Origin of the sequence: Bosea vestrisii, assembly GCF_030144325.1 — a bacterium.
Taxonomy (GTDB): Bacteria; Pseudomonadota; Alphaproteobacteria; order Rhizobiales; family Beijerinckiaceae; genus Allobosea; species Allobosea vestrisii_A.
Map to the genome: position 1 here is coordinate 606,052 of NZ_CP126307.1, position 18,986 is coordinate 625,037.

The 18,986-nt window shown below is 67.0% G+C and carries 19 protein-coding genes; 3 read left to right on the forward strand and 16 right to left on the reverse strand.

All coding sequences use genetic code 11. The features are described from left to right. Window positions 1-118: 118 nt before the first annotated feature. The 12 genes from tatC to QO058_RS02890 all read right to left on the reverse strand — a co-directional run bounded on the left by tatC (window position 119) and on the right by QO058_RS02890 (window position 13,002). Window positions 119-946, reverse strand: coding sequence for a twin-arginine translocase subunit TatC (gene tatC / locus QO058_RS02835; RefSeq protein ID WP_284170221.1), 828 nt, complete (start codon window positions 944-946; stop codon window positions 119-121). After that, window positions 943-1,494 carry a Sec-independent protein translocase protein TatB gene (gene tatB / locus QO058_RS02840; protein WP_284170222.1) on the reverse strand — a complete coding sequence of 184 codons (552 nt, stop codon included), beginning with the start codon at window positions 1,492-1,494 and terminating at the stop codon, window positions 943-945. Before tatB ends, tatC begins: the two co-directional genes overlap by 4 nt. Before the next feature lie 50 nt (window positions 1,495-1,544). Next, complete coding sequence (locus tag QO058_RS02845; protein WP_284170223.1) at window positions 1,545-1,778, reverse strand: twin-arginine translocase TatA/TatE family subunit; 234 nt, start codon at window positions 1,776-1,778, stop codon at window positions 1,545-1,547. Window positions 1,779-1,846: 68 nt separating this feature from the next. Beyond that, the gene (locus QO058_RS02850; RefSeq protein WP_284173082.1) at window positions 1,847-2,887 is read right to left on the reverse strand and encodes an ABC transporter ATP-binding protein; all 1,041 of its coding nucleotides are present in this window, start codon (window positions 2,885-2,887) and stop codon (window positions 1,847-1,849) included. A gap of 116 nt (window positions 2,888-3,003) precedes the next feature. Further along, complete coding sequence (gene scpB, locus QO058_RS02855) at window positions 3,004-3,690, reverse strand: SMC-Scp complex subunit ScpB (RefSeq protein WP_432212004.1); 687 nt, start codon at window positions 3,688-3,690, stop codon at window positions 3,004-3,006. Window positions 3,691-3,697: 7 nt separating this feature from the next. Beyond that, window positions 3,698-4,516: a segregation and condensation protein A gene (locus tag QO058_RS02860; protein ID WP_284170224.1), complete on the reverse strand. Its 819-nt coding sequence runs from the start codon at window positions 4,514-4,516 to the stop codon at window positions 3,698-3,700. Between the two features lie 67 nt (window positions 4,517-4,583). After that, on the reverse strand, window positions 4,584-5,597 hold the full coding sequence (gene nagZ, locus QO058_RS02865; protein WP_284170225.1) for a beta-N-acetylhexosaminidase: 1,014 nt from the start codon (window positions 5,595-5,597) through the stop codon (window positions 4,584-4,586). A 219-nt stretch (window positions 5,598-5,816) separates the two neighbouring features. Then, window positions 5,817-6,908, reverse strand: coding sequence for a TRAP transporter substrate-binding protein (locus QO058_RS02870; RefSeq protein WP_284170226.1), 1,092 nt, complete (start codon window positions 6,906-6,908; stop codon window positions 5,817-5,819). 174 nt (window positions 6,909-7,082) lie between these two features. Then, window positions 7,083-8,015 (reverse strand): arginase family protein, encoded by a 933-nt coding sequence (locus QO058_RS02875; RefSeq protein WP_284170227.1) that lies wholly within the window; start codon window positions 8,013-8,015, stop codon window positions 7,083-7,085. Window positions 8,016-8,181: 166 nt separating this feature from the next. Further along, the gene (locus QO058_RS02880) at window positions 8,182-9,771 is read right to left on the reverse strand and encodes an SPOR domain-containing protein (RefSeq protein WP_284170228.1); all 1,590 of its coding nucleotides are present in this window, start codon (window positions 9,769-9,771) and stop codon (window positions 8,182-8,184) included. A gap of 187 nt (window positions 9,772-9,958) precedes the next feature. Next, window positions 9,959-11,725, reverse strand: a complete 1,767-nt coding sequence (gene argS / locus QO058_RS02885; protein WP_284170229.1) for an arginine--tRNA ligase — start codon at window positions 11,723-11,725, stop codon at window positions 9,959-9,961. Window positions 11,726-11,760: 35 nt separating this feature from the next. Next, window positions 11,761-13,002, reverse strand: coding sequence for a deoxyguanosinetriphosphate triphosphohydrolase (locus QO058_RS02890; protein ID WP_284170230.1), 1,242 nt, complete (start codon window positions 13,000-13,002; stop codon window positions 11,761-11,763). Between the two features lie 86 nt (window positions 13,003-13,088). Here QO058_RS02890 and QO058_RS02895 point away from each other — a divergent pair, with 86 nt between their 5' ends. After that, window positions 13,089-13,439 (forward strand): HesB/IscA family protein, encoded by a 351-nt coding sequence (locus tag QO058_RS02895; protein WP_284170231.1) that lies wholly within the window; start codon window positions 13,089-13,091, stop codon window positions 13,437-13,439. Window positions 13,440-13,446: 7 nt separating this feature from the next. Here the strand turns inward: QO058_RS02895 and QO058_RS02900 are convergent, their stop codons facing one another. From QO058_RS02900 to QO058_RS02910, 3 genes are all read right to left on the reverse strand, one after another. After that, complete coding sequence (locus tag QO058_RS02900) at window positions 13,447-14,481, reverse strand: HD-GYP domain-containing protein (RefSeq protein ID WP_284170232.1); 1,035 nt, start codon at window positions 14,479-14,481, stop codon at window positions 13,447-13,449. Window positions 14,482-14,600: 119 nt separating this feature from the next. Continuing rightward, window positions 14,601-15,278, reverse strand: a complete 678-nt coding sequence (locus tag QO058_RS02905; protein ID WP_284170233.1) for an HPP family protein — start codon at window positions 15,276-15,278, stop codon at window positions 14,601-14,603. 217 nt (window positions 15,279-15,495) lie between these two features. After that, the gene (locus tag QO058_RS02910; RefSeq protein ID WP_284170234.1) at window positions 15,496-16,107 is read right to left on the reverse strand and encodes a cold-shock protein; all 612 of its coding nucleotides are present in this window, start codon (window positions 16,105-16,107) and stop codon (window positions 15,496-15,498) included. A gap of 193 nt (window positions 16,108-16,300) precedes the next feature. On the opposite strand from QO058_RS02910, the gene QO058_RS02915 reads away from it, so the two are divergent. Then, entirely contained in the window at window positions 16,301-17,419 is a 1,119-nt protein-coding gene (locus QO058_RS02915; protein ID WP_284170235.1) for a mandelate racemase/muconate lactonizing enzyme family protein, read from the forward strand. Between the two features lie 11 nt (window positions 17,420-17,430). Then, window positions 17,431-18,063, forward strand: coding sequence for a LysE family translocator (locus QO058_RS02920; RefSeq protein ID WP_284170236.1), 633 nt, complete (start codon window positions 17,431-17,433; stop codon window positions 18,061-18,063). 209 nt (window positions 18,064-18,272) lie between these two features. On the opposite strand, the gene QO058_RS02925 is transcribed toward QO058_RS02920, so the two are convergent. Further along, a complete protein-coding gene (locus QO058_RS02925; protein WP_284170237.1) occupies window positions 18,273-18,986 on the reverse strand; it encodes an SIR2 family NAD-dependent protein deacylase in 714 nt (237 codons plus the stop codon).

Here is an 18,986-nt window from a genome sequence, read left to right on the forward strand (position 1 = left end):
GTTTGCCGCGGCATCGCATGGGCAATCCCGCAATCCGTTATTGGCTTCAACGGCCTGTGACAAATTGCATCGCTATTGAGCAATCAACGGCATGAGCTGGATGAAGGGATGAGCTGCGCTAGGCGCCTGCGTCCTCGGTCGCCTTCGCCGCGTCGCGCTTCTTCTCGACCCGGCGCACCGAGAACACCGAGAGCTCGTAGAGCAGCAGCATCGGGATCGCCAGCATCAGTTGCGAGATCACGTCGGGCGGAGTCAGCACCGCGGCGATGACGAAGACGAAGACGATGGCGTAACGGCGCTTGTCCTTCAGGAACTGCGCGTCGATGATTCCCGCCTGGCCGAGCAGGGTCAGGACCACCGGCAGCTGGAAGGAGATGCCGAAGGCGAAGATCAGCGTCATGATCAGCGAGAGATACTCGCTGACCTTGGGCAGGAGCTGGATGCCGGCCTGCCCTTCGGTCGCCGCCTGCTGCATGCCGATCGAGAACTTCATCAGCACCGGCATGGCGAAGAAGAACACCATCGCCGCGCCGAGCAGGAAGAAGATCGGCGTCGCCGCCAGATAGGGCGCGAAGGCCTGGCGTTCGTTCTTGTAGAGGCCGGGCGCGACGAATTTGTAGATCTGCGTCGCGATCACCGGGAAGGCGAAGAAGCCGGCGCCGAAGGCCGCGATCTTGATCTGCGTGAAGAGATATTCGAGCGGTGCGGTGTAGATCAGCTGCACGTTCGCGCCCGGTCCAGCCGCCCAGATATAGGGTTGGACGAGCAGGTTGTAGATCTGCGTCGCGAAAGCGAAGCAGATGAAGAACATGATCAGGAAGGCGATCAGCGACTTGATCAGCCGCGAGCGCAGTTCGATCAGATGGTCGATCAGCGGCGCGCGCGACGCCTCGATCTCATCCTCGCCGGCACGTTTCGGATCGGTATTGGCCTCGACGACGCTCATGCCGTCTCTCCGCCCTCGACCGAAGCGGCCTTGGCCTTGCGCTTGCGCACCGGCTTGGCCGCCGCCTCCTCAGCCGCGACCGCGATGTCCGGTACCGCAGGTTCTTCAGTCGCGACGGTCTTGCGGCGGCGCTTCGGCTTTTCCTCCGGTACGGGAGACGCCACGGGAGCAGGATCGATGCTGACGGGTGCCGGCAGGTCCGGGGCCGGAAGCTTGGCGAGCGTTTCCTCGGCGTCCTTCATGGCCTTGTCGTCGGCCGCCGGCTTCGAAGCGTCGGCGGCGCCGAAATCCTTCATCGGCTCGATCGGGTCGAAATTGGTCGAGGCCTGTACCGAATTGCCGATGTCCTCGACCTGCTTCTTCAAGTCGGTGAGCTCGGCCTCGCGCATCGCGTCGTTGAACTGCCCCTGGAATTCGGAGGCCATGCGCCGAATCTTGCCGATCGCCTGCCCGGCGGCACGCAGCGCCCCGGGCAAATCCTTGGGGCCGATAACGACGAGCGCAACGCCCCCGATCAGCAGCATTTCGCTCCAGGCGATGTCGAACATCGACGGCCGGTCCTTCAGGAAACTTTAAACACGGCCAGAGCGGCGCGGACTCAGGCCTTGGTCTCGGCCTTGGCCGGCTGCGGAGTCGCGGTCTGGTCGATCACCTTGGGATCGACCGGCTGCTGCGCAGCCGCCGGTGGGGTCTCGTCCTCGGCCATGCCCTTCTTGAACGACTTGATGCCCTTGGCAACGTCGCCCATCAGTTCGGACACCTTGCCGCGGCCGAACAGCAGCATGACGATGACGCCGACGACGATCCAGTGCCAGATGCTGACGCCACCCATGGCGGAACTCCTCCGAATTGAACGCGCGGCCCGACTTGTGCCGAAGGGCCAGATGCTTGTGCCGGAAACTAGGTGTCCCCTACAGGGAACACAAGGACTTCGTCCATCGTAATGTCGATACCGACATCCTCGCCCTCTGCGACGGAATCCCGCCGTGTTGGCAGCCGCGCCATCAACGGCTTGTCGAGACCATCGACCGCGAGCTCGATATGGTCGACCTCACCGAGGAAGCGCCGCGTCACCACCCGCGCCGGCAGGCAGTACCCTTTGGGCACCAGGCGGATCGCTTGCGGCCGAACGCCGAGCACGGCCGCTCCGTCCGGCAGTCCAGGCGCCGGGAAGCGCCCGAGCGGCGTGTCGATCTCGCCATTGCGGACATTCGCCTCGATCTCGGTAAGATCGCAGAAAAATCGGGCGGCAAAGAGGCTGGCTGGGTGGCGGTAGAGCTCCTCGCCGGTTCCGCTCTGGACAATGCGGCCCTGGCGCATCAGCACGATCCGGTCGGCGACGCGCATCGCATCCTCGGGATCGTGCGTCACGATGATCGAGGTCGCGCCGATCTCCTGCAGCAAGGCCATCGTCTCGTCGCGCACCACGTCGCGCAGGCGCCGGTCGAGATTGGAAAAGGGCTCGTCCATCAAGAGCACGCCGGGACGCGGCGCCACCGCGCGCGCCAACGCGACGCGCTGTTGCTCGCCGCCCGAGAGCATGTGCGGATAGGCATCAGTGAGGTCGGCGAGGCCGACGCGGGCGATGGCACGCAGGGCCGTCGCGTCGGCCTCGGCATTGCCATAGCCACGCAGGCCGAAACGGACATTCTCGCGCACGCTGAGATGAGGGAACAGCGCATAGTCCTGGAAGACGAGGCCGACCCCCCTCGCCTCTGGCTCGACGAAATGCCCCGGTGAGGAAACGTCACGGCCCTCGAGCAGAACGCGGCCCGCGCTCGGCCGCTCGACCCCGGCGGCAAGCCGCAGCAGCGTCGTCTTGCCGCAGCCGGAATGGCCCAGCAGCGCGACGATTTCGCCGGGCGCGACGTTGAGCGAGACTTGGTCCAGCGCGGTCACCGCACCGAATCGCTGTGTGACGCCGTCGAAGCCGAGCGCCATCGGGATGGCGGCGCCGGCGGTGCCACGCCGTCCCCACCCCAACCAACGCGGTCTGCCTTCGCTGCGAGCCAAGTCGTTCTCCTGCCGGCCCGCCGGGCTCAATCGCCTGCGCTGTGCTAGCTGGCGTCGCCGTCGTCAAGCGGCGTGAACAGGTCGCCGAGCGGATCCTCGTCATCGTGCAGGCTCGGATCGTCGTCCGGCACCGGCACTGCGAGGTCCTTGGCGAGGCGCCCCTCGATGAAGCCGGCGCCTTTCAGCTCCTCCAGCCCCGGCAGGTCGTCGATCCGGTCGAGCCCGAAATGGTCGAGGAAAGCCGGCGTCGTGCCGAAGGTCACCGGCCGCCCCGGCGAGCGCCTGCGGCCGCGCAGGCGCACCCAGCCGGCTTCGAGCAGGATGTCGAGCGTGCCCTTGGCGGTGGCGACGCCGCGGATCTCCTCGATCTCGGCCCGCGTCACCGGCTGGTGGTAGGCGATGATGGCGAGCGTCTCCAGCGCGGCGCGCGAGAGCTTGCGCGGCGGCTCGGCCTCGGGCGCCAGCAGATAGGCAAGATCGGGCGCGGTGCGGAAGGCATAGCCGCCGGCGACGCGATGCAGCGTCACCCCGCGCATGGCATAGCTCTGCTCGAGCTCGGCGATCACCCGCTCGATCGGCACGTTCGCCGCTACTGATTTCGCCAGGTCGTCGGCTGTAAGCGGCTGCACCGAAGCAAAGAGCAGCGCCTCGACGATGCGGCAGGCGCGCGCCAGCGCCTCGTCGGCATCCCATTCCTCGTCGTCCTCGCGTTCGGCTTCAGCCACGGCCATCAGCGCCTCACAGGTCGAGCGTCGGTGGCCGCGCCGAGCGGCGGCGGACATAAAGCGGCGAGAAGGCGCCATCCTGGCGCAGGTCGAGCACGCCCTCGCGCACCATCTCAAGCATGGCCGAGAGCGAGGAGGCCCTGACCGTCGCCGCCATCGTCTCTTCCGGCAGGCCGTGGCTGCTCATATAGCGGGTGAGATAGCCGTCGATCGCGGTCCATTCGCCGGCCTCGCCGACCAGCCGCGCCAGTGCCTCGCGCGCCTCGGCCAGCGAGAGGACCTGGCGCTGGCCGACGCTCATCGGCTGGCGAATGCGCTTCTGGCGCTGCTGCGCATAGGCCGCCAGCAGGTCGTAGAGCTCCGCTTCCCAGATCGGCCGCCCCTCGAAGGCGATCACTTCGGGCGCACCGCGGGCGAAGACGTCGCGGCCGAGCCGCTCGCGGGTCGCAAGCCGCTGTGCCGCGGCGCGGATCGTCTCCAGTCGCTTCAGGCGCAGCGCCAGCGCGGTGGCGAGATCAGCGGCGCTCGGCTCCTCGCCCCTGGGCGGCTCGGGCAGCAGCAGGCGCGATTTCAGATAGGCGAGCCAGGCCGCCATGACGAGATAGTCGGCAGCGAGCTCGAGCCGCAGCTCCCGCGCCTTCTCGACGAAGACGAGGTATTGCTCCGCCAGCGCCAGGATCGAGATACGGGCGAGATCGACCTTCTGGCGGCGGGCGAGATCGAGCAGCAGGTCGAGCGGCCCTTCATAGCCGTCGACATCGATCAGGAACGCCGGCTCGCCGCTCGCGCGTTCCGACGTGCCGTCCTCCTGGAATGGCAGCTCAGCGGCCATCGTTGGCCTATCCCCATGTCCTGCCCCGCCCGTCTGGCGAGGCCGCAACCCCGGGGATAGAATCAGCTTATCTACCGCCCATGGCAAGGGCAGTCGCGAGTTGTGCCCGCGTAGCTTCGAGATCGAGCGGCTCGGGCTCGTGCCGGATGCGGGCGAGTGCCATCGCGGCGCGGCGGGCACGCTGGCCGCTCATCGCCGGGACGGCGCCAGCTACCGCGACCATCTCCTCCATGATGCCATGACAATGCAGCACCACGTCGACGCCGGCCCGGATCGCCGCCTGCGATTTTTCGGCGAACGAGCCGGACAGCGCCTTCATCGAGATGTCGTCGGTCATGATCAGCCCGTCATAGCCGAGCTCGCCGCGCATGATATCGCGCACGATCTTCCGCGAGACCGTCGCCGGCCGGCGGTTGTCGAGCGCGGTGAAGACGACATGGGCCGTCATCGCCAGCGGCATGTCGGCGAGATGGCGGAACGGCCGGAAATCATGGGCGCGCAACTCGTCGATACCAGCCTCGACCACCGGCAGGTCGTGATGGCTGTCGGCCTTGGCCCGGCCATGGCCCGGCATATGCTTGATCACCGGCAAGACACCGCCCGCCAAAAGCCCCTCGGCCGCCGCCCGGCCGAGCGTCGCCACCATGGCGGGATCACGCGCATAGGCGCGATTGCCGATCACGTCATGGCTGCCGGCGATCGGCACGTCGAGCACCGGCAGGCAGTCGACATCGATGCCGACGCTTTTCAGGTCATGCGCCATCAATCGCGCCGAGAGCCGGACGATTTCGCGCTGCTGGACGGGATCGTTGATCGCGAGGAAGGTCAGCGCCGGCGGATAGGGCGGCCAATGCGGCGGCCCCATGCGCTGGACCCGGCCGCCTTCCTGGTCGATCAGGATCGGCGCCTGCCAGCCGACGCAGTCGCGCATCTGCGCCGTCAGCGCCGCGACCTGCGCCGGGTCCTGCGTATTGCGCTTGAACAGGATGAAGCCCCAGGGCCGGGCGTCGCGGAAGAAGGCCCGCTCGTCGGCGGTGAGGCTCGTGCCGAGGCAACCGGCGATGAAGGCGCGCGAGGTCATGCGCCCGTTATCGCCGATTCGGGGGCGAGCCGCATTGCGTCATTGCGAGGTGGCGCGAAGCGCCGAGCCCGGAGCCACGCCGTCATTCTCGGGCGAAGCGAAGCGCAGACCCGAGAATCTCAGGATTGGAAGGCGCCGACTGGCGCCTCCTTCGGCCTGCGATGCTCGGGTCAAGCCCGAGCATGACGGTGCCCGGCCAGGAGTGGTTGCAGCCTGCCCTCACCGCAGCGACTGCGAGGCCTGCGCATTGAAGGCGTCAAAGGGCAGCTCGGCGACGCGGAACCAGAGCTGCTCCTTCTTCCAGTACGACAGGAAGGAATCCCACAGCGTCTTGAAGGCCGGGTTCTTCGCCGCCTGGTCGGCATAGAGGGCGAAGGCCTCCTTGAAGGCCGCCTGCATCACATCCTGCGGGAAGGCACGTAGTTCGGCGCCGGAAGCGATCAGCCGCAGCAGCGCGTCCGGGTTGCCGTGGTCGTATTTCGCCATGCACAGCGCGTTCGCCTCGGCGCAGGCCGCCTCGACGATGGCGCGATAATGCGCCGGCAGCCCGGCCCACTTCTCGTTGTTGACGATGAAGCTGACGTTCGCGCAGCCTTCCCAGAAACCGGGATAGTAATAGTATTTCGCCACCTTCACGAAGCCGAGCTTCTCGTCGTCATAGGGGCCGGAGAACTCGGCCGCGTCGATCGTGCCGCGCTCCAGCGCCGGGTAGATGTCGCCGCCGCCCAATGTCTGCGGTACCACGCCGAGCTTGGCCATGATCTGGCCGCCGAGACCCGCAATGCGGAACTTGAGGCCCTGGAGATCAGCGACGCTCTTGATCTCCTTGCGGAACCAGCCGCCCATCTGGGCGCCGGTGTTACCGGACGGAATCGTGTGCACGCCGAACTTCTTCATCAGCTCGCGGCAAAGCTCGAGACCGCCGCCCTGGTAGAGCCAGGCGTTCTGCTGGCGCGTGTTGAGGCCGAACGGCAGCGAGGTCTCGAAGGCGAAGGCCGTGTCCTTGCCGATATAGAAGCTCGACAGCGTGTGACTGCACTCGACCGTGCCGTTCTGCACCGCATCGAGCGCCTGCAGCGCCGGCACGATCTCGCCGGCGGCGAAGGTCTGGATCTGGAACTGGCCGTCCGTCGCCTCTGCGACGCGCTTGGCGACCTGGGTCGAAATGCCGAAAAGCGTATCCAGGCTCTTAGGATAGCTCGAGGTCAGGCGCCAATTGATCTTCGGATTGGTCTGCGCGATCGCCGGTGCAGCGATGGTCGCGGCCGCGGCGCCTACGGCCGTGGTCTTGAGAAGCTTGCGGCGGTCCATGGTGTGTTTCCTCTCGCTTGCCGGCTTCGGCATTCTTCGAACGGGCTATGCCCGATGGCCTGGCGCGACGCTAGAGCACGCGCTGACGGGGCTCCAGTCACGGCCCCGCAACGCGCGCATGTCCGGATAGCAGGAGCAATCCGGGATTCCTGCACAGCGGCATGGGGATGCGGTTCAGCTGCCTGCGCTGCCAGCAAGGAGGCCAGCCCCGAGCATGGCCAGCCGACAGACGCTCCGCGCCCCGAGGCCGCCAATGTCCTCCTCGGGTACGAACTCGACGATGTTGAAGCCGATGATCGGCGCGCGCGCCGCTACGCCGTTCAGCAGGTCGACGAGGTCGCCATAGCCGAGGCCGCCCGGCGCCCGGCCGAGCACACCCGGCACCACCGACGGATCGAGGCCATCGACATCCAGGCAAACCACGACCGGCCGGCCCGCCGGCACGCACTGGACCGCGTGGCCGATCCCCTTTTCCCTGAGCATGCGCATGTCGACGATTTGCGCCCCGGCGGCGCGCGCATCGCTGACATCGGTTTCGCGGGCGCTGCCGATGCCGCGGGCACCGACCTGAACGATCGCCTTGACGCCGGAAAGTTCGGATGCGCGCCGCATCGTGCTGGACAGCCCGAAACGCTCGCCCTCGACCTCCTCGCGCCAGTCGATATGCGCATCGATCTGCAGGATGCTGATCTCGCTGCGTGCGGCGAAGGCTTTCAGGGCAGGAATCTGCACGCTGTCATCACCGCCGAGCAGCAAGGGCGCCGCTCCTTGCGCGAGCAAGGCGGAATAGACCGCCTCGATCCGCGCCCGATTGCCGGCGAAGTCGCCCGGATCGAAAGCGATATCGCCGCAATCGACCAGGTTCTGGTCCGACCAGGCCGACGCCCGGCCGAGATCGAAATCATAGTGCCCGCGCCGCGCCGCCTGTCGCGCGCTCGCACTGCGGACGGCAGCGGGAGCCGAGGCGCTGTGCAGGCTGCCTGACGGATAGGGCGTCGCGCCGGGAATGCCGACCACCGCGACTGCGCCGTGCGGCACAGCGTCGAGCGCGACAGCTTCGCAGCCAAGGAAGGTCTCGCTAACGCGGGAGATCGGGTCGAGAGGCATGGCGAACGAACCAATGACGGAGGATGGTGTCTCCAGCCTGCCTGCCACCCGGCATCCGGGCACGCAAGCGCATCGCCGTGGGCAGGTTCGCGGAAGCCAAACGAAAACACCGGCCGCGACGATCGCGGCCGGTGTGTCAGGTGTCTATGAGAAGGTCGGCCGTGCTTCAGTTCTTCGCGATGAAGCACTGGCCGCCGGCAGCCTGCAACGCCGAGCACATCGAGCTCGCATCCTCGCGGGAATACGGACCGACGCGCAGGCGATAGACCGTCTTGCCGCCAGCGAGCTCGGTCTTGCGCACGATCGGGCTCTGGCCGCCGAGCTGATCGGAATATTTGCGCTGGAGCGCTGCGAAGGTGGCGCGTGCCTCGGCCTCGCTGCCCGGCGCGCCGAGCTGCACGACGAAGCCACCTGCCGGGTCTGTGCGCGGCGGCGTAGCGGCGGGGGCGGCCGGCTGGACCGGCTGCGGCGCGAGTGCCGCGGTCCGGGTCGTGTTGGCGGGCGGCGTCTGCGAGGCCGGCGGGGTCGCTGGAGCAGCCGCACGTTCCTGCGATTTGGGTGCCTGCGCCTGTGCGACCGGGCTCGGCGTCGCCGAAGGCGTCGCGGCCGGGCGGTTCGACGGCGCCGAACCGGTCACGATGCCTTGCCCTGCCCCGTTCGTGGCGGCTGCATTGCTGGTCGCCGGCGTGCCGTCCGGGCGGATTGCGACGGTGCGCACCTTGCGCGGCTCACCGAGGCCGGGCACGGCCGGGATCGGGATCAGGCCGGGCTCGGTCGAAGCCAGAGCGGCGGCAGCCGTATCGGTCGGCGTGATGCTGCCATTCGACGTTTGCGTCGGGCGCTGCGCTGCCATCGTACGCGCTGCCTGCTGCACGTCGACCGGCTGCTCCTCGCGGCTGACGACCTTGGTCTTGTCGGTCGAGGCGTCGCCGCTGCGCTCGTAGATCTGCTTGTTCTGGTTCGGGATCTCGGCTCCGCCGGGATTGACCGGCGCGACCTTGGACGGCCCGGTATCGGCCGCGATCACCGGCGGCTGGCCGTTGACGCCGGCTGGGCTCTTGTCGCGGAAGACCGTGGCGGCGCCAACACCGCCGACGACGACGACGAGCAGCGCCGCAGCCGTAATGAGCCCCTTGCGCGAGCGCGGCCGCTGGAAGTCGCGAGATTCGTCCTCAGCGACTTGCGACTGGGCATCATATTGTGGGGCGGCAGGATAGTCGTGGTCGTAAGCTTGGGCCTGCGGCTGGCCGGCCGCCTCGTCGAGGTCGCGCGGCAGCTCGGGGACATAGGCGTGATGCCCCTCTTGCTGCACCGCATAGGGCTGCGAGCCTGGCGGCAGCGGCTCCGGCTCATCGTAATCGTGCACCGGCGCCGAAGGGGCGTGGGCGATCGGCTGAGCCGGCGCAGTCCGCACGGGCTCGGTCCGGCGCAGCAGCGCCTCGAATTCGTCGAGCGTGCCGCGCACATCCGGCGGCGGCGAAGCTGATGGCGCCTGAGGCGGTGTGACCAATGTCGGCTGGAAGCTCGGCTCGGTCCGGTTGGCAGACCAGGACGCGGGCTGCGACGCAGCAGGGCGTGCCTGATCGGTTCGACCGGCGAAGAGTTCCTTCAGCGGATCGTCCTGCCCGACGAGCCGGGTCAGCTCCATCAGCGGATCGGAAGCCGTGCCCGGCTTCTGCGGCTGGGCCGCTCCGCGCAGCTGGCGCTCGAGGTCGTCGAGATCGAGGGCGAAACGATTTCTAGCTGGCTCGCTCATCACATGATCCATTCCAGCGCGTGCCGCTACCCATCAAAGGACGTCGCCACAGCGCGGTCAATCTGACGAAAGCCTTAGCCGATCGCCTTTCGGCAGACCGGCCAACACCACTTCCGTGTCGGACCCGGCGGACGCCGACCGGATCATCCTGATCCGCAAAGCGTCCGATGCGCCGGGATGGATCCCGTCAGCGCATCTCCTCCGGCGCCGTCACCCCAACGACCGCCAGACCGGAAGCAAGGACGCTGCGCACGGCATGCACGAACGCCAATCTTGCCGATGTCGACTTTCGATCAGTTTGATTAACGAACCGTAATTGCGGCGAGTCTTTGCCCTTGTTCCATAGCGAGTGGAAGGCGCTGGCCAAGTCATGCACGAAAAAGGCAACACGATGGGGCTCGTGTGACGCAGCCGCGGCATCGATCATCCTCGGATAGGCGGCAATCATCTTGACGATGCCGATCTCCGACTCGTCGGTCAGCAGGCCAAGGTCGGCTTCCGCCAGCGCCTGCGGCGACAGGTCGAGATCGGGGAAGACCTCGGCTGCCTGGCGGAAGATCGAGGCGCAGCGCGCATGTGCGTACTGAACGTAGAAGACCGGATTGTCCTTCGACTGCTCGACGACCTTGGCCAGATCGAAGTCGAGCGTCGCGTCGTTCTTGCGGAAGATCATCATGAAGCGGACGGCATCGCGGCCGACCTCGTCGATGACCTCGCGCAGGGTGACGAAATCGCCGGAGCGCTTCGACATCCGGACCTGCTCGCCATTGCGCAGCAGGCGGACGAGCTGGCAGAGCTTGACGTCGAGCGCGCCCTGCCCGTTCGTCACGGCCTTCACAGCGGCCTGCATGCGCTTGACGTAGCCGCCGTGGTCGGCGCCCCAGACGTCGATCATCTCGGCGAAGCCGCGCGTGAACTTCGAGCGGTGATAGGCGATGTCGTTGGCGAAATAGGTGTAGCTGCCATCCGACTTCAGCAGCGGCCGGTCGACATCATCGCCAAACTGCGTGGCGCGGAACAGCGTCTGCTCGCGATCCTCCCAGTCCTCGTCCTTCTGGCCCTTGGGCGGCGGCAGCCGGCCCTCATAGATCAGATCCCGCGCGCGCAGATCCTCGATCGTCTGGTGAACCGCGTTGGAGTTGCCGTCCCTGCCCTGCAGCGAGCGCTCCGAGAAGAAGACCCCATGGACGACACCGAGCGCGGCCAGATCATCGCGGATCATCGCCATCATCCCGTCGATCGCCACCCCGCGCACCAGAGGCAGCCAGTCCCATTCGGCCTTGTCGAGCAGTGCCGGACCATGCTCGCGGGCCAGCGTCTCGCCGATCGAAACGAGATAGTCGCCGGGATAGAGCCCTTCCGGGATCGCACCGATCTCCTCGCCCAGCGCCTCGCGGTAGCGCAGGAAGGCGGAACGGGCGAGCACGTCGACCTGCGCCCCGGCATCGTTGATGTAGTACTCGCGGGTGACGTCGTGTCCGGCGAACGCGAGCAGGCTCGCCAGCGCGTCGCCGAAGACCGCGCCGCGGCCATGGCCGACATGCATCGGCCCGGTCGGATTGGCCGAGACGTATTCGACGTTGATCTTCGGATCGCCCTTGGCGGCACCGCGGCCGTGCTCGGTGCCGGCCAGCACTGCCGACTTCAGAACCTTAGTGAAAACAGCAGGTTGCAGCGTCAGGTTGATAAATCCTGGGCCAGCGATCTCGGCCTTGAGGACATCGCCGTCCCTGGCGAGCTCGGCGACGATCAGCTCAGCCAGCGCGCGCGGCGCCATGCCGGCTTCCTTAGCCAGCACCATCGCGGCGTTGATCGCAAGATCGCCATGGGCCGGGTCCTTGGTCGGCTCGACCACGACGCGCGCCAGCGACAGCCCGGCCGGGATGCGACCGGCCTCCGCCAATCCGGTCAGGACGGCGGCGAGGCGTGCGGAGAAAGTCTCGAAAATGTTCATGACGACCAAAGATGCATGGGGAAGCGGGCCAGCGCCTATCGCAGCGACGGGGTGGCGTCAAACAGGCGCCGGTGCTCGTCGAGTGCGTAGGAATCAGTCATGCCGGCGATGTAGTCGGCGATTCGGCGCGAAAGACGCGCCTCGTCGAGCTCTTCGCATCCCGCCGCCCACTCCGGGGACATGGCCTGCGGCTGCGCCTTGAAGCGCACGAACAGGTCGCGGACGATGTCGGCCGCCTCCTTCCGGATCACGCCGATGCGTGGGTGGCGATACATGTTCGGATAGAGGAAGCCCTTGATCGCCTTGTCGGCGGCGACGATTCCCGGCGAGAAGGCGACGACCGGCGCGCCCGCTTGCCTGATCGCATCGGCATCGGAGGGAGCCAGCGCCGCGATCCGCGCCTCGGATTCAGCGATCACGTCCTCGACGAAGCGGGTGATCACCCGGCGCACCAGCTCGTTGGTGGCGCGCGACCGCTCCAGCCCGGGATGCAGGGCGTCGATCTCGTCGAGCAGTCCGCCCAGAAACGGCACGGCTCTGAGCTCGGGCAAATCGAACAGCCCGGCGCGCAGGCCGTCGTCAATGTCATGAGCGTTGTAGGCGATATCGTCGGCAAGGGCCGCGACCTGCGCCTCGGCCGAGGCATGACTTTCGAGCCAGAGATCCTGCTTCTCCTGGTATTCGAGGATCGCCACCGGAATGCCCGTCTTGGCATATCGCTCGGTCGGCTTCCCATCGGCGCTCAGCAGCGGGCCGTTGTGCTTGACCAGCCCTTCAAGCGTCTCCCAGGTCAGGTTCAGCCCGTCGAAGCCGGCATAGCGCCGCTCCAGCCGGGTGACGATCCGCAAAGTCTGCGCATTGTGGTCGAAGCCGCCAAAACCGGCCATGCATTCGTCGAGCGCGTCCTCGCCGGTATGGCCGAAGGGCGTGTGACCGAGATCGTGCGCCAGCGCCAGCGCCTCGGCGAGGTCCTCGTCGAGCCCAAGCGCCCGGGCGAGCGCGCGGGCGATCTGCGCCACCTCGATCGTATGGGTCAGGCGCGTGCGGAAATGGTCTCCCTCATGCGAGACGAAAACCTGGGTCTTGTGCTTCAGCCGGCGGAAGGCGGTGGAATGGATGATGCGGTCGCGGTCACGCTGGAACGGATTGCGCGTCGCCGAGCCCGGCTCCTCAACCAGTCGGCCGCGGCTCGTCGCCGTGCGGCAGGCGTAGATCGCGCGCCAGCGATCGCCCGGCTCCCGGGCCAAGGCAGAGGCGGGATCGTGTGCGTGCGGCATGGCAGCCCCTTGGGCAGGCGCGGCTTGAAGCGATGCGCCTGCGCCATTACCTTCGCAATCGAGGCAGGAGCAAGGATGTTCTGCGCATGAGCACGGCAATCGAAGCCAACCCGCACACGATCTCGCTGACCGACAAGGCCGCGAGCCGCATCGTCGCGGTGATGGCGAGCGAGGCCCCCGGAGCGATGCTGCGCGTCAGCGTCGCCGGCGGCGGCTGCTCCGGATTCCAGTATGTCTTCGACATCGATCGCGAGAAGGCCGACGGAGACCTCGTCCTGGAGCGCGACGGTGCCACCGTGCTGATCGACGAAACCTCGCTCGAATTGCTCGATGGCTCGACCATCGATTTCGTCGACGATCTCGTCGGTCAGTCCTTCAAGATCATCAATCCGAACGCGACGAGCTCCTGCGGCTGCGGAACCTCCTTCGCTCTTTGAGACTGCGTCAGCCCGGCAGCACCATTGGCCTGAACGCGCGGAGCAGGTCGGCGTCGAGCTTAGCGCCCATCCCGATCAGCACGGAATAAGCTTCTTCCGGCGCCATCGGCTCCTTGTAGGAACGCCGCTCGATCAGGGCGGCGTAGATGTCGCAGATCGTGATCATCCGGACCACGTCGGAGATTTCGGCCGCCTTCAGCCCCTGCGGATAGCCCGAACCGTCGAGATATTCATGATGGCTGCGCGTCGCCTCGACGACCTCGCGGGCGAAGGCCCCCTGCCGCAGCAGCATCTCGTAGCCGGTCTGCGGGTGCTCGCGCACGATCGCGAACTCCTCCGCCGTCAACTTGCCGCGCTTGTGCAGGATCGAGAGCGGAACACGCGCCTTGCCGATGTCGTGCAGCACGGCGGCACTGGTCACCAGCTTGCGTGCCTCTTCCGGAAAACCGAGCTCACGGGCAAACGCGGCAGCGAGCCCTGCGACCAGCAGGCAGTGCTGATAGGTGGCATCGTCATGGTTCCAGACCATGTCGAGCCAGGCGCCGAGATCGCGGTCGTCAGCGGCGCGGTTGATCGCCTCGACCCCACCCTCTATGGCCGCGACCGGCAGCGCCGCGCCGTCGGTGGCAGCCGCGAGGATATCGGCCATGGCGGCGGACGCGGCAACGAATTGCCGCTGGATCGGCGCCTGCCCCTCCGGATTGAGGATGCGACCGATCTCGTCGAGCAAGGCCTTCGCCGGAATGTCGGCCGGCAGGATCGCGCTGGCGCCGATCGCATTGGCCTGGGTGGTCAGGCGCGGCGACTCGTTGCGTAACAGGCAAAGATAGGGGGTTCCGTTCCGCCTGCGCTCCGCGAGCCGGTCGCGCACTGCCTCGACCGAGGCGCGGTTGGACAGATCGACATCGCTGACAAGCAGGCGCTTCGGCGCCGTCCCGCCCCGCATCGGGTGATGCAGGTCGACGACGTCGCAAGGGCCCCACAGCGACAGGAGCCGCTCCAGCTGGACGCTCTGTTCCGGGCGGTCGGTGATCAGCAGCACGGCGATCGGCATATCCTCATAACGAGGACACCCTAGCCGCGGGTCCGTTGAGGTCCCGTGAAACTGAATCGCTCAAATTCGCCATTTCCTTTCAGAAATGGCGAAAAGCCTCGAAACGGCTATGAACTCCGGGCTTGCCGGCGCATCGCGCTCGCTTCGGCATAGTGCAGCAGCCGGTCGAGATCCTCTCGCGCAATGTCGAAGGAATCGCCCATCTGTACCAGGGCCTCGTCGATATCGGGGGCGCTGAACATCGCCGGCGTCGCGGCTTGCGGACCGACATGACCAGCCGGCGGCGGCCGATGCGGATAGCTGCGGCGCGTGAGGGCATGGAACGCGACGCCGAGCGCGACCAGCGAGAGCGAGCAGAGCCCGATCGGCACGAAGGGGAACATCAGCCCCCACTTCATCACGGCCGGGCCGCCGAGCACGGCAGTGAGCGCGACGGCGCCGCCTGGGGGATGCAGCGAGCGCGTCAGCGACATGATCGCGATCGCGAGCGCGACGGCCAGCGCCGCGGCGATTGTCAGATCCGGCACGGCCCAGCCGACCGCGAGCCCGACCAAGGCCGAGATCACATTACCACCGACCACCGGCCAGGGCTGCGCCAGCGGACTTGCCGGAACCACGAAGACCAGGACCGCCGAAGCGCCGATCGGCGCCACCACCAGCGGCGAATGGGTCGGGAACACGTATCCGGCCGCCGCGGTGAGCGCGATCGCGGCGAAGACGCCGGTACAGGCAACGACACGCTCGGTCAGCGTCGCGCCGGCGAGGATCGGTTGAAACAGCTTCACGGCCGGCTCTCCGGAGCATGGCCCGCCCGCCACCCGGCCGAGCGAGACAGGCTCCCACGTCAGTCTAGGACCGCCTCTATAATAGGCATTACGCACAATTCAACGGCAAAATAACAAATTCACATGCACGAACGTGAATTACATGAGGCATCTGAAGCAAACACCAGAAGCACAACAAAAAAGGCGCCCGAAGGCGCCTTTTCAGAGAACATTTTTCTCAGTGCGAGCTCGGAGGCCCGCCCTGCTCCATCCGGATCTCGGCCGCCATCAGCCCCTTCGGCCCAGGCCCGTAGCGCACCAGCACGACCTGCCCCGGGATCAGCTCGACGATGCCGTAGCGGCGCAGCGTTTCCATATGCACGAAGATGTCGGGTGAGCCCTCCCCGGCGGAGACGAAGCCGAACCCACGCAGGCGGTTGAACCACTTCACCACCATACGCTCGAGCCCGCTGGTTGGCGTGATCGTCGCATTGGTCCGCGGCATCGGCATCTCGGCCGGGTGACGCGCGGCAGAGGTGTCGATCGAGAGCACGCGGACGGCCTGGCGGCCCCGTGCCTTCGCGATCGCCTCGAGCACGATGCGGGCGCCTTCGGCGATGGCGTGGAAGCCGTCGCGCTTCAGGGTGGTGACATGGACCAGGACGTCGCTGCCACCATCCTGTGGCACGACGAAGCCGTAGCCCTTGCTGACGTCGAACCATTTGACATGGCCCGTGATCTCGACCGTCTGCTCGCCAACGTCGTCAGGCCCGTCCAGCCGCACGATCCGGTTGAGCGATTGCAGCGGGCCGACCGGTGGCCTGCCTCCGTCGCCGTATTCGTCGGACATGTCCCGCTCATCTCCGCCGCGAACGTGATTCGTGACGTGACGATAGCACCCCGGCGGAGTCGCGAAACAGTCGCTTCCGGCTCATCCACATCATCAGCATGCGTAAACCCTGTGAGAGACCAACGAAAGCTGCGCCTTGTCGCTTTCGTGCATCGCGCCGATGATCGTGCGAACCGCGCTCGGGAGACCAGTCATGCGCATCGCCCGCATCGAACCCTTCATCCTGCACATCCCGGTCACCGGCGGCTCGATCGCCGATTCGACCCACCGGATCAGCCATTGGGGCGTGGTCGGCACGACGATCACCACCGAGGACGGGCTCGTCGGCTACGGCTTCACCGGCACCCATGCCGACCTTGCTTCCGACCGGCTGATCACGTCTTGCATCCGCGATTGCTACGCGCCATTGCTCGCCGGCGAGGATGCCTCCGAGCATTCCCGGCTCTGGTTGAAGCTCGCCCGCCATCCGGCGCTACAATGGGTCGGCCGTGCCGGCATCACCCAGCTCGCACTCGCCGCCGTCGACGTCGCCCTCTGGGATCTGAAGGCGAAGAAGGCCGGTACGCCGCTCTGGCATCTGCTCGGCGGCGCCAGCAAGGCCAAGCTCGAAGCCTACAACACCGATATCGGCTGGCTCTCGATCCCCAAGGACGAGCTCGTCGAGGGCGCGCGCATGGCGGTCGAGCGCGACGGCTTCCATCGCATCAAGGTCAAGGTCGGCCATGCCGATCCGATGACCGATATCGGCCGTCTCGAAGCGGTGCGCCGCGCCATAGGCGACCATGTCACCATGGCGATCGACGGCAACGGCAAATGGGATCTGCCGACCTGCAAGCGCTTCTGCGCCCGCGCCGAGGCCCTCGACATTTTCTGGTTCGAGGAACCGCTCTGGTACGACGATATCGGCTCGCATGCCGAGCTCGCCCGCTCGACCTCGATCCCGGTCGCGCTCGGCGAGCAGCTCTACACGCTCGATGCCTTCCGCGCCTTCGTGCAGGCCGGCGCGATCCACTATGTTCAGCCCGATGTCACCCGCCTCGGCGGCATCACCGAATACATCCAGGTGGCGGAGCTGGCGCTGGCCCATCGCTTGCCGGTCGCGCCTCATGCCGGCGAGATGAGCCAGGTCCACGTCCATCTCGCCTACTGGCATCCGGCGACGCCGGTGCTCGAATACATTCCCTGGATCAAGGACGCTTTCGCGGAACCCGCCAATGTCGCCGATGGTTGTTTCCGTAGACCAGAACAGCCCGGCGCCGGCACCACGCCGACGAAGGACGCGTTCGCCCGCTTCGCCAAGCCGCTGGCCTGAAGGACCCCATCATGCCCGATTTTGCCACCCTCGCTTTGTTCACCGCCGCCTGCGCCGTGCTGACCGCGACGCCCGGGCCGGACATGCTACTGATCGCCTCGCGCAGCATGAGCCAGGGTCGTGCCGCCGGCTTCATGACCTATGCCGGCATTGCCACCGGCAGCTATCTCCAGGCGCTCGCCGCCGCCTATGGCCTGTCGCAGCTCTTTCTGCTGGTGCCGGCGGCCTATGACGCGCTGCGCTGGGCCGGCGCGGCCTATCTCGCCTGGCTCGCCTGGAAGACTTTCAGGTCGCCCGCGACTTTGTTCGCGCCGACGGCAGATGCGGCGCGCTTCCCGCTGCGCCAGATCTTCCTGCAGGGGCTGCTGACCAACCTGCTCAATCCGAAGATGGCGCTGTTCATGCTGGCGCTGCTGCCGCAGTTCCTCAAGCCCGAGGCCGGCTCGCTGCTGCTCCAGGTCATGGTGCTGGCGACGATCCTCAACCTGATGGGCCTCCTCGCCAACGGCATCGTCATCATGACCGCGAGCCGCCTCGGCCGCGCCATCGCAAGCCGCCCGCATTTGGCGCTCTGGCCGCAGCGCGTCCTCGGCGTCGTCTTCGGCGGGCTGGCGGTGAGGCTGGCACTGGCGTCGCGCGATTAGCTGATCAGAGCTCGCGGCACCCGTCTTTGAAAACTGCCCTTCCCGTCATGGTCGGGCTTGTCCCGACCATCCACGTCTTCGTTCCTGCGATGCGGTGTTCAAGACGTGGATGCTCGCCACAAGGGCGAGCATGACGAGCTGGAATGGCGCCGTGTTCATGGGTTCCGGGCTCGCTGCCGCGCAGCGCCCCGGAATGACGGCCGAGCCATTTAGTTTGCCAGCCGCGCCAGCACCGGGCCGATCTCGCTGCGCACGACGAGATCGGCGATCGGGTCGAGATCGGTCGGCTCGCGGTTGAGGATGACGAGCTTGGCACCATTGCGCTTGGCGATCACCGGAAAGGTCGCGGCCGGAAAGACGACGAGCGAGGAGCCGGCGACCAGATAGAGGTCGGCCGACATCGTCAGCTCATGTGCCCGCAACATCGGCTGCTGCGGCATTTGCTGGCCGAAGGAAATCGTCGCCGTCTTCACCACGCCGGCGCACATCACGCAGGTGGCCGGCTCGCCACTCGCCTCGAACTGCGCCCGGATCGCCGCGAGCTCGTGCCGCCAGCCGCAGGTCAGGCAGGTGGCATAGGTGCCGTTGCCGTGCAGTTCGATCACGCCATCCTCGGCGATGCCGGAAGCCTGGTGCAGGCCGTCGATATTCTGGGTGATCACGCCGGGCGAGCGCCCTTCCGCCACCAACGTCGCCAGCGCCCGATGGCCGCGATTGGGCCTGGCGTCGCGATAATGGTCGTCCATGGCGAATTTGCGCCGCCAGGCCTCGATCCGCGCCTCGCGGCTGGCGAGAAAGGCATCGAACGGGATCGGCTTGTTCTGCATCCAGGGCGAGCCGGGCGAGCGGAAATCCGGCACGCCCGATTCGGTCGAGATCCCCGCCCCGGTGAACGGCACGATCACCCGGGCGCGGTCGAGCAT

Coding starts and splice junctions, on each gene's coding strand:
- QO058_RS02895 (WP_284170231.1), top strand. CDS start 13,089: ATGAGCACGGCAATCGAAGCCAACCCGCACACGATCTCGCTGACCGAC.
- QO058_RS02910 (WP_284170234.1), bottom strand. CDS start 16,107: ATGTCCGACGAATACGGCGACGGAGGCAGGCCACCGGTCGGCCCGCTG.
- QO058_RS02925 (WP_284170237.1), bottom strand. CDS start 18,986: ATGCTCGACCGCGCCCGGGTGATCGTGCCGTTCACCGGGGCGGGGATC.
- argS (WP_284170229.1), bottom strand. CDS start 11,725: ATGAACATTTTCGAGACTTTCTCCGCACGCCTCGCCGCCGTCCTGACC.
- nagZ (WP_284170225.1), bottom strand. CDS start 5,597: ATGACCTCGCGCGCCTTCATCGCCGGTTGCCTCGGCACGAGCCTCACC.
- QO058_RS02890 (WP_284170230.1), bottom strand. CDS start 13,002: ATGCCGCACGCACACGATCCCGCCTCTGCCTTGGCCCGGGAGCCGGGC.
- QO058_RS02915 (WP_284170235.1), top strand. CDS start 16,301: ATGCGCATCGCCCGCATCGAACCCTTCATCCTGCACATCCCGGTCACC.
- scpB (WP_432212004.1), bottom strand. CDS start 3,690: ATGGCCGTGGCTGAAGCCGAACGCGAGGACGACGAGGAATGGGATGCC.
- QO058_RS02880 (WP_284170228.1), bottom strand. CDS start 9,771: ATGAGCGAGCCAGCTAGAAATCGTTTCGCCCTCGATCTCGACGACCTC.
- QO058_RS02875 (WP_284170227.1), bottom strand. CDS start 8,015: ATGCCTCTCGACCCGATCTCCCGCGTTAGCGAGACCTTCCTTGGCTGC.
- QO058_RS02845 (WP_284170223.1), bottom strand. CDS start 1,778: ATGGGTGGCGTCAGCATCTGGCACTGGATCGTCGTCGGCGTCATCGTC.
- QO058_RS02860 (WP_284170224.1), bottom strand. CDS start 4,516: ATGGCCGCTGAGCTGCCATTCCAGGAGGACGGCACGTCGGAACGCGCG.
- QO058_RS02870 (WP_284170226.1), bottom strand. CDS start 6,908: ATGGACCGCCGCAAGCTTCTCAAGACCACGGCCGTAGGCGCCGCGGCC.
- tatC (WP_284170221.1), bottom strand. CDS start 946: ATGAGCGTCGTCGAGGCCAATACCGATCCGAAACGTGCCGGCGAGGAT.
- tatB (WP_284170222.1), bottom strand. CDS start 1,494: ATGTTCGACATCGCCTGGAGCGAAATGCTGCTGATCGGGGGCGTTGCG.
- QO058_RS02920 (WP_284170236.1), top strand. CDS start 17,431: ATGCCCGATTTTGCCACCCTCGCTTTGTTCACCGCCGCCTGCGCCGTG.
- QO058_RS02850 (WP_284173082.1), bottom strand. CDS start 2,887: ATGGCGCTCGGCTTCGACGGCGTCACACAGCGATTCGGTGCGGTGACC.